The 12,456-nt window shown below is 58.1% G+C and carries 10 protein-coding genes; 4 read left to right on the forward strand and 6 right to left on the reverse strand.

Going from position 1 to position 12,456, the window contains the following annotated elements; genetic code table 11:
* From E2L05_RS18960 to E2L05_RS18975, 4 genes are all read left to right on the forward strand, one after another.
* Positions 1-845: ABC transporter ATP-binding protein (locus tag E2L05_RS18960; RefSeq protein ID WP_133344450.1), on the forward strand; the 845-nt coding region annotated here is incomplete at its 5' end.
* Positions 846-882: 37 nt separating this feature from the next.
* Positions 883-2,688, forward strand: coding sequence for an allophanate hydrolase (atzF, locus tag E2L05_RS18965; RefSeq protein WP_133344460.1), 1,806 nt, complete (start codon positions 883-885; stop codon positions 2,686-2,688).
* Positions 2,689-2,766: 78 nt separating this feature from the next.
* Entirely contained in the window at positions 2,767-3,942 is a 1,176-nt protein-coding gene (locus E2L05_RS18970) for an efflux RND transporter periplasmic adaptor subunit (RefSeq protein ID WP_133344452.1), read from the forward strand.
* Between the two features lie 9 nt (positions 3,943-3,951).
* The gene (locus E2L05_RS18975) at positions 3,952-7,047 is read left to right on the forward strand and encodes an efflux RND transporter permease subunit (protein ID WP_133344454.1); all 3,096 of its coding nucleotides are present in this window, start codon (positions 3,952-3,954) and stop codon (positions 7,045-7,047) included.
* 328 nt (positions 7,048-7,375) lie between these two features.
* On the opposite strand, the gene E2L05_RS18980 is transcribed toward E2L05_RS18975, so the two are convergent.
* From E2L05_RS18980 to E2L05_RS20885, 6 genes are all read right to left on the reverse strand, one after another.
* Positions 7,376-8,593: a GDSL-type esterase/lipase family protein gene (locus E2L05_RS18980; protein ID WP_133344456.1), complete on the reverse strand. Its 1,218-nt coding sequence runs from the start codon at positions 8,591-8,593 to the stop codon at positions 7,376-7,378.
* A gap of 12 nt (positions 8,594-8,605) precedes the next feature.
* Positions 8,606-10,441: a carbamoyltransferase family protein gene (locus E2L05_RS18985; RefSeq protein WP_133344457.1), complete on the reverse strand. Its 1,836-nt coding sequence runs from the start codon at positions 10,439-10,441 to the stop codon at positions 8,606-8,608.
* A 3-nt stretch (positions 10,442-10,444) separates the two neighbouring features.
* A complete protein-coding gene (locus E2L05_RS20880) occupies positions 10,445-10,594 on the reverse strand; it encodes a DUF5989 family protein (protein ID WP_164687267.1) in 150 nt (49 codons plus the stop codon).
* Between the two features lie 14 nt (positions 10,595-10,608).
* Positions 10,609-11,013, reverse strand: coding sequence for an SxtJ family membrane protein (locus tag E2L05_RS18990; RefSeq protein WP_133344458.1), 405 nt, complete (start codon positions 11,011-11,013; stop codon positions 10,609-10,611).
* A 112-nt stretch (positions 11,014-11,125) separates the two neighbouring features.
* Positions 11,126-11,515 carry an SDR family NAD(P)-dependent oxidoreductase gene (locus E2L05_RS18995; RefSeq protein WP_279512647.1) on the reverse strand — a complete coding sequence of 130 codons (390 nt, stop codon included), beginning with the start codon at positions 11,513-11,515 and terminating at the stop codon, positions 11,126-11,128.
* Positions 11,516-11,628: 113 nt separating this feature from the next.
* Positions 11,629-12,456 (reverse strand): hypothetical protein (locus tag E2L05_RS20885; protein ID WP_208016282.1); only part of this gene is annotated, 828 nt, incomplete at its 5' end.

The raw sequence follows: 12,456 nt of genomic DNA on the forward strand, positions 1-12,456 counted from the left end.
CCGAGGCACGCACCCCGCTTGCCGCTCATAATATCGCGGACACTGCCTTGCTCGAAGTGCGCGGATTGACCAAAACGTATCCGGGCAAGTCTGGCCCCGTGCATGCGGTGAAAGGGATCGATTTCAAAATCCGAAAAGGGGCCAGCGTCGGCCTTGTGGGCGAGTCCGGCTGCGGCAAGTCCACCACATCTGCGATGCTGGTGCGCCTTCTGGATCCGACAGGCGGTAGCATCCATTTCGAAGGGCAGGAAATTGGGGGCGTCGCTGCAGACAAGTTTGCACGCGACCCAAGGCGCGGTGCGATCCAAATGGTATTTCAGGACGCAACCGATAGCCTGAACCCGCGACACACTGCCCGCGACACGATTCTGGAGCCATTGCGCAGACTAACCGGCCTGAACGCCGCAGCCCGGCGCGCCCGGGTGGAGGAACTGGCAGGGCTGACAGGTCTTCCTGAAAATTTGCTGGATCGTTTCCCGCATCAGCTTTCCGGCGGCCAAAAAGCCCGTGTTGGCATTGCGCGGGCCATTGCGACTGATCCGCGCTTGCTGATCCTTGATGAACCCACCGCCGCGCTGGATGTGTCCATTCAGGCGGTCGTTCTGAACCTGCTTGCCGACCTGCGCACGCGGCTGGGGATGAGCTACCTGTTTGTGAGTCACGATCTGAACGTCGTGCGCCTGCTGTGTGACGATGTGATCGTTATGAAGGGCGGCGAGATCATCGAGGCCGGACCCGCCGCGCAAGTCATGGATCGTCCTCAACACCCCTATACGCGCGCGTTGATCGGTGCCGCACCAACGCCGCCCGCTGGCCCCGCCGCATTGAACCGGGCCGCCGAATAATTCGGACAATAATTTCCAAGCAAGAGAAGACGTGAACATGAAAGATGCCCCGAACCGCCCCTTGGCGGACCTGCCCTTCACGCTGACTGCCCTGCGCACCGCATACCAAGATGGTGTGACCGCCCGCGCCGTGATGACCGAATGCTTGGCGCGGCTGGCGGATGTGAACGACCCCGGCATCTTTATTCACACACCCGACGAAGCGACCCTGCTTGCAGCCGCCGAGGCGCTGGGGCCCTTTGATCCGGCGCTGCCCCTATGGGGGATGCCCTTCGCAGTAAAGGACAATATCGATGTGGCGGGAATGCCAACGACGGCGGCCTGCCCTGCCTACGCCTATGAGCCGAGCGAAGATGCATTTGTGGTGGCACGGCTGCGGGCAGCCGGGGCGATCCCGCTTGGAAAGACAAATCTGGACCAATTCGCCACCGGGCTGGTTGGTGTGCGCACCCCATTCGGCGCACCGAAGAACGCGCTCGACCCAGAGATCGTACCCGGCGGTTCGTCAGGCGGGTCTGGTGTAATCGTCGGGCACGGGATCGTGCCATTTTCACTGGGCACGGATACAGCAGGATCAGGCCGTGTCCCCGCCGCACTGAATGGCATTATCGGGTTGAAACCGACATTGGGGGCGCTGTCCGCCACGGGCGTCGTTCCTGCCTGCCGCACGCTGGATACGATATCGATCTTTGCGCAGAACGTCGCCGATGCCCATGCAGTTTATGGCGTTGCGGCGGCCTATGACACCGCCGACGCGTATTCCCGGCCCATGCCGTCCGGCCCATTGCCCACCCCGCTGCCCGCCCCGCGCATCACGATCCCAGATGCTGCATCCATTCAGTTCTTTGGTGATTGCGTTCAGAAGGCCGCGTTCGAATCGTCTGTTGCCGCCCTCAAGGGCGCAGGTGCGGTGGTGACCGAGGTGGATTTCACCCCGTTCTACGATGTCGCGCAAATGCTTTACGAGGGCGCATGGGTGGCGGAACGGCACAGCGTGATCGACCATCTCATGGACACCGACCCAGAGGCCGTCTTGCCCGTAACCCGTGCTATTGTCGGCAAAGCCGAAACACTCAGCGCGACGGATGCTTTCCGGGGTTTTTACAAATTGGCGGACCTGAAAAGGGCCTGCGCCCCGATCCTTGACGCTTGTGACATGCTTTGTGTGCCCACGATCCCGACCTTTTACACCGTTGCTGATCTTGAAGCGGACCCGGTTACGCCAAATTCCAATCTCGGGACCTACACCAATTTCGTGAACCTGCTTGATCTGGCGGCCATTGCCGTCAAGACGGGGCCGCGCAGCGACGGGCGGCCCGGATCAGTTACGCTGATCGGTCCGGCAGGCAGCGACGGGCGCCTTGCCGCCGAAGCGCAACGCATAGAGGCGCTGGCCAGCGGCACGCCTGCCCCAACCCCCACGCCACAACCCGGTGCGGGCGAGATCGCTTTGGCGGTCTGCGGCGCGCATATGTCGGGCCTTCCGTTGAACGGGCAACTGACTTCACGTGGCGGGCGCTTTCTTGCGGCCACGACCACCGCGCCGGAATACAGCTTCTATGCCCTGCCGGGCGGCCCACCAGACCGTCCGGGCCTTATTCGTCAAACCCAAGGCGGCAGCGCGATCGAGGTCGAAGTTTGGGCCATGCCGATAGAGAGTATCGGCAGCCTGCTTGCCATCATTCCCGCCCCGCTGGGCCTTGGCCAAGTCAGGCTGGGTGATGGAAGTTCGGTTCCCGGCTTCTTGTGCGAAGCTGTTGCGACCGAAGGTGCCACTGATATCAGCAGCCTTGGGGGTTGGAGGGCCTTTCTTGCGTCCAAAGACGTGTCGCTCGCGCAATAGTGTATGTATTTCGATGCGATCAGGATTAGTGTCTCGTCTTGACGAACGGGCGTGGCGCCCACCTGATCGGATCGACGAATGCACATTTTAAAGCAACTTTTTTTCGCCCTTGCCCTGATAGCCGTGACCTTTGCGGGGTGGGTCTATTACGTGCCGTCGGCGACGGCAGTTCTTGAACGCGCCGGGCTTTTGGACCTTGTCGGGATTGAGCCACCCGAAGCGCAAGCAGCCGAAGGGCGGTCGAGTCGCGGCGGTGGTGACGCCAAAGTTCTGGTCGCACCTGTCGAATATCGGGCTCTTGCCGATCAGATTACCGCGATTGGGGACGGACAGGCCCTTCGAATGGTTACGGTGCGCGGCGAAACCAGCGGACGCATTGATGAAATCGGCGTCGAATCAGGCCAGCGCGTTGAAGTCGGGTCAATCGTTGCCAAGCTGGATGATCGCGCCGAACGGATCGCAGCGGACCGCGCGCAAATCATGTATGACGACGCACGGGCAGATCTGGACCGTCTCACGCGGCTTGCAGATACGGGGGCCATCACGTCGGTCAGCTTGCAGGATGCGGAATTGGCGTTGAGGACCGCAGAGCTTGAAGTCGTTCAAGCGGAATACGATTTGGAGCAGCGCATCATACGCGCGCCCATCTCGGGCTGGGTTGGGTTGATCGATCTGGAAATCGGCCAACGTATCGCAGCCCAAGACCCCTTGGCCGTCATTACTGACAGGTCCAAGATTCAGATCGAGTTTCGGGTGCCTGAACGGGTCATCGGGCAGTTGAGCATCGGCCAGCCAATTGAGGTGACACCTTTGGCCATGCGCGGCATGACACTTCTCGGAGAAGTCAGTGCCATCGACACAGTGGTGGATCGCGCAAGCAGAACACTCCGCGTGCAGGGGCGCTTGGACAATGACCAAGACCTCCTGCGCAGCGGCATGGCGTTTTCCGTGGCCATGGCCTTTCCGGGGGAAACATTGCCTGCGATTGACCCACTGTCGTTGCAATGGTCGCGCGAAGGGTCCTTTGTCTGGGTTGTGCGTGATGGCGTTGTGCAGCGTGTTCCCGTTACGATCCGCCAGCGCAACACAGATATAGTGCTGGTCGACGGCCAGCTTGAAGAGGGCGAGCAGGTCGTTACAGAAGGCTTGCAAACACTGCGACCCGGCGCACCCGTTTCCGTTGAAAACGCGCCTGCTTCTGCTGAACAAACCGAACATCGCAGCGTCGCCGAAAGCGGCCTGCGCAAGCTCTAGGGTACTGTGATGACGGAGAAAACTAAGATCGGCGGCGTCGCACTTTTCGTCAGCCGCCCCATCCTTGCGTTTGTGCTGTCTGCCTTGATCGTGATCGCAGGAATCGCGAGCCTATTCGGCGTCGAAATCCGCGAACTGCCCAACGTGGACCGACCCGTCATAACTGTCACCACACAGTTTCCGGGCGCGGCACCAGAAACCGTTGATCAGGAAGTCACCGGCCGAATAGAAGGCGCCGTTGGCCGTGTGGCTGGGATCAAATCCATTTCATCCAATTCGCAGTTTGGACGCAGCCGCGTAGTGTTGGAATTTGATGACAGCGCAGACATCGACGTCGCAGCCAGCGATACACGAGACGCCGTTGCCCGGATCGCAGGCGATATGCCCGAAGATGCCGAGGATCCCGAAGTCGTCAAAGCCGATGCGGACAGCCAGCCGGTTGTGCGTGTCGCTGTGACAGCCGCAAGCCGATCGCCGCAGGAATTGACCCAACTTGTGAGTGATCGGATTGAAGACCGTTTGTTGGCAATTCCGGGCGTGGCCGATTTGCAGATCTACGGCGACCGTGACCCCATTTTTCGTGTGGACATTGACCAAAAGGAACTCGCAAGTCGGGGTCTGACGCTCGCCGATCTTGGTCGCGCGCTTCAGGATGTTGCCTTTGATGCCCCGGCCGGCGACCTGTCCGGGGACCGTCAAACCATCAATGTGCGCACAACCGCCGCGCTGACCACGCCCGAAGCCTTTGAAAGCCTGCGCCTGAGCGACGATGTGATTATCGGCGACGTTGCGTCGGTGTCCCTTGGGCCAGCCCCAAACGAGACTGTGTTGCGCGCCAATGGTCAAACCGGTCTGGGACTAGGTATCATCCGGCAATCCACGTCTAACACGTTGGAAATTTCAGCAGCGGTGCATGCAACCGTCAACAGCTTGCAGCAGACACTGCCCGATGACGTGAATATCTTTGTCACCTCTGATGATGCCGTTTTCATCAATGGATCCATCCAAGAGGTGCTGAAAACGCTCGGGATGGCAGTTGCGATCGTTGTTCTGGTTATTTTCATCTTCCTGCGTGACGCGCGCGCGACGCTTATCCCTGCCCTTACGATGCCCGTCGCTTTGGTGGGGACATTGGCGGCAATTTACCTTGTCGGTTTCTCGGTCAACATTCTGACGCTCTTGGCACTTGTTTTGGCCACTGGCATGGTCGTGGACGATGCCATTGTTGTGCTTGAAAACATCGTGCGCCGCCGATCAGAAGGGGTTGGACCACGTGCTGCGGCCGTGTTGGGAACGCGTCAGGTGTTCTTTGCCGTCGTCACAACCACAGCCACACTCGCCGCCGTATTCATTCCGCTATCGTTCCTGCCCGGACAGGCCGGCGGGTTGTTCCGCGAATTTGGTTTTACGCTGGCCATCGCTGTGATGCTGTCCTCGGTGGTCGCTTTAACCCTGTGCCCTGTACTTGCCAGCCGTCTTCTGACCCGCGAGCCAAAGACCGACCCACGGGGTCCTTTGGTTTGGCTGGGCAATCGCCTTGGGGGACTTTATGCATCAACCCTGCGCGGTGCCCTGTCCATGCCGTTCGTTGTGGTTCTTGGGGCCGTGTTGTTCGCGACGACGGCACTTTTCGTGCACAGCACGATCCGCCAAGAACTGACCCCGCCTGAAGATCGGGCTGTCGCGCTAATGTCGGTGACTGCGCCACAAGGGGTGTCACTGGAATACACCATCGCAAAAATGGCCGAGATGGAAGCCGCTATCGAACCGCTTCGCGAAGGTGGCGAAATTACGAACATCTTCAACATTGCGGGATTTCGGGGGTCTGACAATCGCGGCTTTATGGTGATGACCCTTGCAAAGTGGGACGAACGGGCCCGCAGCCAGCAAGAGATTGTGGGCGATATTTACCGGCGAATTGGCGGCATCATCGGCGTGCGTGCCTTTGTCATTCAGCCCAATTCGCTGGGTATTCGGGGCGCCGGACGGGGACTGGCCTTTGCCATTACCGGCGAGAATTACAACCAGCTTGCCGATGCGTCCGAAGCACTGGTGAACAAGATGCGAGAGAACCCCGATTTCGGCCGCGTACAGCTGGAATATGAAACTACACAACCGCAGCTATTCGTGCAGATCGACCGCCCGCGTGCCTCCGACCTAGGCATTGACATCACTGGGTTGGGAACAGCCATGCGGGCATTGCTTGATGGCCGTTCGGTTGGATCGGTGTTCATCGATGACACAAGTTATGACATTCAGCTTTTGTCCACAGCCGACCCCATCAACGATCCGGGCGATTTACAAAACATTTTCGTTCAGGCGGGGAATGGCCAGATGGTGCCAATGTCCAGCTTTGTGACTTTGGAAGAACGCGCAGTTGCGCCCGAGCTGGACCGCGAGAACCAGTCCCGTTCGGTTGAGATTTCCGCCGGACTGACTCCGAACATGGCCTTGGGCGATGGTCTGGCCGAAGTTGAGCGGCTCGCAGCCCCCCTCTTGCAGGAGAACAACAGGATCATTCCCTTGGCAGAAGCTGCCACGCTGGATGAAACAGCGTCGGGACTTGTGATTACATTTGGGTTTGCAATCGCCGTTGTGCTTCTTGTGCTGGCGGCACAATTCGAAAGTTTCATTTCAGCGTTGGTGGTCATGGCCACCGTACCGCTTGGCTTGGCTTGTGCAATCTTTGCTCTGGCGCTCACTGGGCTCAGTTTGAATGTCTACTCGCAGATCGGGCTCGTTATGCTGATCGGGATTATGGCCAAGAACGGGATCCTGATTGTCGAATTTGCCAACCAGTTACGAGATCAAGGCGCCGACGTTCGCGATGCGATATTTGATGCCTCGATCATTCGTATGCGGCCGGTGATGATGACTATGACCTCAACCGTGCTCGGCGGTGTTCCGTTGATCCTGTCGTCCGGAGCCGGCGCTGAAGCCCGCGAGGCACTTGGTTGGGTTATTGTCGGCGGGCTTGGGCTTGCCACACTCTCGACCCTCTACCTGACCCCTGTCGCATATCTGTTGCTTGCCCGGTTCAGCAAACCGCAAGCAGTTGAACAAAAGCGGCTTGAGGATGAATTGGGGGCGGCGGCAGGAGCTTAGGTTTTGGCCTGGGCAGTCGGTGGATCGCCTTGATACGGGTCCCACCAGATGGCCGGGTACATGAAACGGAATGGGCATCGATGTGGTCGGCGCCCTGTACGGCATTTGATGCGCCTGCTTAGCGGAACATTTGCGGTGCTCGATCATGGTGATCGCCGTCCTGCATGATCGCCGCAAGCACCATTGCACAATCGTCGAAACGGCCAAAAACCGGATGCTTCAAAACACGCACATGGCGCCGATCCGAAACCCCACAAGCTCAGACAGCGTCAATATTGAAAGCCGATTGACCGTCAGACCCAAGAAGACCCGGCAGCCGCAACAGACTTCAGGGGCGGACGGCATCACGCAAAGCCGCAGCAACAAAGGCGTATCCTTCAGGTGAAAGATGGGGGCCTTTCGAGGCATAGGCGTCCTGCCCCAGCGCACGGATTTTAGGGGTGGTGTCGACAAAGGTTACCCCAATTTTCGCTGCATAGGCCGCCAGCGCGGAGGCATAGGCCGCAGCGCGAGGGTCTGGCCGCCAGAACGGACTTTCCGGGATATAGGCCACGACGGTTGTGCAATCGGGGGCGGGGCAGTGTGCTGCCACGGTATCAATTGCCAGACGCGAGTCTGCAGGCAATTCATCACGCCGTTTAGACCGGCCAATCATCTCTCCCAGTGTTTTGCGGATGGTTGGCAATGATAGGTATTTGGCACCCCGTGCACAAATTCTGCAATGCGTCAGACTCATAACAGGGGATTGTGCCCCCCGGGCGCCTTCCATCACCGGGGTGGCTGCCGAGTAGAATTCCGTGAGAGCCTCATCAAGGTGCAGCCCATCGCGGGTCACGGTCAGGTACGGTGTGTCATGTTCGAAGAACGCACGGCGGTAATACGATCCTTGGTCAGGTGGGCCGTTGTCATTGGCATAAAACACAAGGGCCACGGCCTTGGTTGTCACGTGAGGCAGAAACGTCTTTGCTGTCGCCACATAATGAACGGGTGAGTTCCCGCCGATCCCCAAATTGAGAACAGTCATGTCTTGCGACAAGCGTCCAGCAATGCTCGCCTTTGTCGGCACACAAGCCCCGTGAACAAAGGAATCCCCGATCAGCACAAGATCAAGAGAATCCCGTTCGTTCCAGATTGCGTCTGGATTGCGAAACCCAAAGCGGTCTGTATGAAAGGTCAGCAACCCATACCCTTCGTTGCAATAGTAAAGTGGGGTGTTGGGGTGCGAGGCAAGCGGCGCGACCCCGAAACGCTGTGCGAGCGCCATCAGCGCGGGTTCGGTTTCTACCAGGGTGGGATACAAGATCGGGTGAAAACCCTCTGCGATGGCGGCCGCGCGCTGCGGGATATCCTCGTCCATGACGCGCTGTGCTTCAATAGCGGCCCCTGCGGATAGGCCTTGGCTGCGCTCCTGTATCCTTGCCAGAATGAAATCGCCAATGACAAGCATGCCGTACACAAAGACAGCCATGACTGCGTATGCCGCGAGCCAAAGAGAAAGACGCATGGATTTAGACCCCGGCACAGTTTCCCGTTGCGAAACCTTCATTGCCCCACCCCTTCAATCAAGCTTGTAGGACTCTTTGTATCCGGGAGTTGCCGCAACTGTCTGCTCACTCTTGCGCAGATAGAGGTTTCCGATAACGAGCGCATCAAGATCTGTTCCCATGAAGCAGCGGAACGCATCTTCGGGGGTTCCCACGATCGGCTCACCCCGCACATTGAAGGATGTATTGACCAGAACCGGGCATCCCGTCAGCGCCTTGAAGCGGGAAACAAGCGCATGATACCGCGCGTTAGTTTCAGCATGAACCGTTTGAAGCCGTGCCGAGTAATCGACATGCGTTACAGCCGGAATAGCAGAACGCGCTATGTTCAACCTGTCGATCCCAAAGAGATCCTTATCCTCTTGCCGCATCGGGTGGCGGCGATGTTCGGCAACCTTGGCAACGAACAGCATATAGGGGCTTTTGCCCTCGAATTCGAACCATGACTGAACATCTTCGTGCAGGACCGACGGCGCGAAAGGCCGAAAGCTCTCCCGGAATTTCACCTTGAGATTGAGGGTTCTCTGCATTGTTTCTGACCGGGGATCCGCAAGGATCGACCGGTTGCCAAGTGCGCGGGGGCCATATTCCATGCGCCCCTGAAACCAGCCAATTGCTTGCCCATCGGCGATAGCCCGAGCCGTCCGGTCAATTGTCTCGTCGCTTGAAAGGCATTCATATACCGCACCAACAGCATCCAGTGACGCCTTCACGGTCTCATCGGAAAAGGATGGGCCAAGATAACTTCCCTGCATCGCGTCCCCCGGTTCAACGAAGCGCGGGGCGCCAAATTCAAGATGGTGCGCGCAAAGCGCGGCCCCTAATGCTCCACCAGCGTCCCCCGATGCAGGCTGCACCCAAATATGGTCGAACGTTCCCTCCCGAACGAGAGCCCCATTCGCGACACAGTTCAGGGCGACCCCGCCTGCAAGGCAAAGCGCAGGAATATCGAATTCTGCACGAAGCGAGCGGGTGATGCGCAAGACAACCTCTTCGGTGACCGCTTGTATCGAGGCGGCAACATCCATGTGAAACTGTGTCACGGGGTCGCTGTCGGGTTTGCGCGGCGGGGCGCCAAAAAGCGTGTGAAAACGCTTGTTCGTCATTGTTAGTCCGGCAGCGTAGTCAAAATAGGACTGATCGAGCCGGAAAGACCCGTCTTCCTTCAAGTCGATCAAGGTATCGAGAATGAGATCAGCATATCGGGGCGTCCCGTAGGGAGCCAAGCCCATCAGTTTGTATTCACCACTGTTGACCCGAAAGCCGCAATAATAGGTGAAAGCGGAATACAGCAGGCCAAGGGAATGCGGGAAATGCAGCTCTCGGACGATATCAAGTCTGTTTCCATCGCCGATCGCCACAGAGGTTGTGGCCCATTCCCCCACACCATCCAATGTCAACACGACGGCGCGTTCAAAAGGCGAGGCGAAGAAGGCACTAGCCGCATGGCTGAGATGGTGCTCTGCAAAAAGTAACTTCTCTGCAGGGAATGTTGCAGACAGCACGCGTAGTTCTTTTGTCAGCAGATCCTTCAGGAACAGTTTTTCCCGCAACCATACGGGCATTGCCATTCGGAACGAAGCAAAGCCGCGGGGCGCACGGGCAAGATAGGTCTCCAGCAGACGTTCGAACTTCAAGAAAGGCTTGTCGTAGAAAACGACATGGTCAACCTGCTCCAAAGATATGCCGCCTTCGGAAAGAACGGATTTGATAGCCTGAAGCGGGAACGCTGCGTCGTGCTTGCGACGACTAAAACGTTCTTCTTGAGCGGCGGAAATGATCTTTCCGTCAACGATCAGTGCAGCCGCGCTATCATGGTAAAGAGCCGAAAGGCCCAGAATTTTCTTCATCTATCAGAACAATGTATAAATGAATGGCGCTACTGCAGATCCTTGGCTCAGGACGATCAATGCCCCGAAGAATGCCAACACGACAAAGATGGGTAGAAGCCAGATTTTCTTTCGCAGCCGGATGAAGGTCCATAGCTCGGCAATGAATGACATGGGCCTTTGATCTCCTAGAACTGGTTTGTCATGCTGCGCGGTGCTTCTGTGCGCTCAATCCAATAGCTCGAAGCAGCCTTGTCGATTTTTTGCGACAGAAGATCCTTACCCACAAGGCGCAATGCCAATCCTATTGGGACCATGACTGTTACGAAAATGATGAACATCACGATTGGGGCCATAACCGCGCCAATCATCGTACCCAGCCAGAACCACGCCCGGTTGAGACCAGACAGAAAACCCGGCTTCCAAAGGGCGAAAAGCAAAAACACCCCAGCAATTGCGAAGGCCCACAGGCGTGGGGTATCTGCATTGAGAACAGGGAAGACCGCAATGAGCACAAAAACCACACAGAAAACGAGGCCGAAATTCCTGTCCGACCCGATCCTTACACTATGATTGGCCTTGAATGCTGGCATTTTTCCTCCTGAACTTATGAAATCCTATCCTTCAGGATGGTGCAGCGGAAACAAAAAAGCGTTGCCGCCGGACAAAGCTTTACCATGCAGTGATTGCCCGAAACAACTGAAGCTAAGAAATCCACCCACGATCCGATTGGTCAGACAAGGCGGGACGACGACCCACCCCGCCAAAGACATGGATGGTTTCCCACGTGATGTCGCTGGCCTTTTCGAACAGAGAAAGCGACCATATCGCCGATTGCACGCGTATCGCCAGCGCCGCCACCTTGGCAAACCGCATCACGCCGCCATTTCTTGCGCAGTAAGCAGCGATCGCGACTTGCGCGGTGATCGACGACATATTGACGAACGCGCCAGAAATTTCATTTTCAACGATCACCCGTGCCGCGATTTGGGTGACGATGAAAACGCCGCGCAGGGTGATGTTGATCACCTTCTGGAATGTCTCGATATCGTAGTTCAGGAAATCACCGGGCATGGCGACGCCTGCGTTTTTCACCAGCGCAAACTGTGTGCAGCTTAATTTCGATGGGTCGGCGCGGCAATACCCGCCAGTGGCCCCTGACAGATCGTGTCAGGGGCGCGCACACAAAGGTCAGTGCCAGGCGGCGATCAGCAATCTACAACCATCGTCTTGGCCCGAACTTTGCGGATCGAAACCAGACCCGCGAGCGCGGCAAGAAGCGGCAGAATGCTGGCGGGGAGCGGCACCGTAGCCGGAGACGTGCCACCTTCGGTGTAGAGGGCAATATCGTTCCCGTCGCCACCCGCATAGGTGATGAACAGATCGCGGGACAGGCCGGTGATCAGGCTGCCTTCCGCCAAGCCGTTGAACTGCCCGAACAGGGTGCCCTGCACATCGACGACCTTGAAGTACTGACCTGCATCGAATGAGAACGGCACGAGCTCAAGAACAGAAAGATACCCGTCAGTCAGGTAAACATCGCCCGTCACTGTCAGCTGGTCGAACAGCCCGGAGGTCAGTCCGGCGAATTCCAGCTCGAAGATACCGCCACCGCCCAGCGTGTAGTCGCCATCCAGCAGGCTCTGCGCCGGGGAGGCGCCCGGTGCATAGGTTCCGCCCATCTGCGTCAAGTCACCGAAGAAATCGACAACCTCAATCGTGGTCCGCGCTGGATCGGTCCAGTCGATGATGCCGCCGTTCTCCACCACGACGGTGTGATTCTTGAAGAGCCCACCATCGACTTCGAGCACACCGTCCGACGCCACTTCGACCCGGCCGTTCCCCTCAAGATCGCCCCCGATGTTCAGCGTTCCGTCCTGTGCCCGGATCGTGCCGTCGTTGACCACGGCGCGGTCCAACTGCAGCCTTCCGCCCTCGTTGCGGACCGTGCCTTGGTTGATCAGATCGACACTGATCGTGCCCTGCCCGCTAATGGTGTTGTCGACGTTGTTCAACTCGTCATCGGGCAGGTTGCC

Origin of the sequence: Meridianimarinicoccus aquatilis, from assembly GCF_004358675.1 — a bacterium.
GTDB classification, from domain to species: Bacteria; Pseudomonadota; Alphaproteobacteria; order Rhodobacterales; family Rhodobacteraceae; genus Meridianimarinicoccus; species Meridianimarinicoccus aquatilis.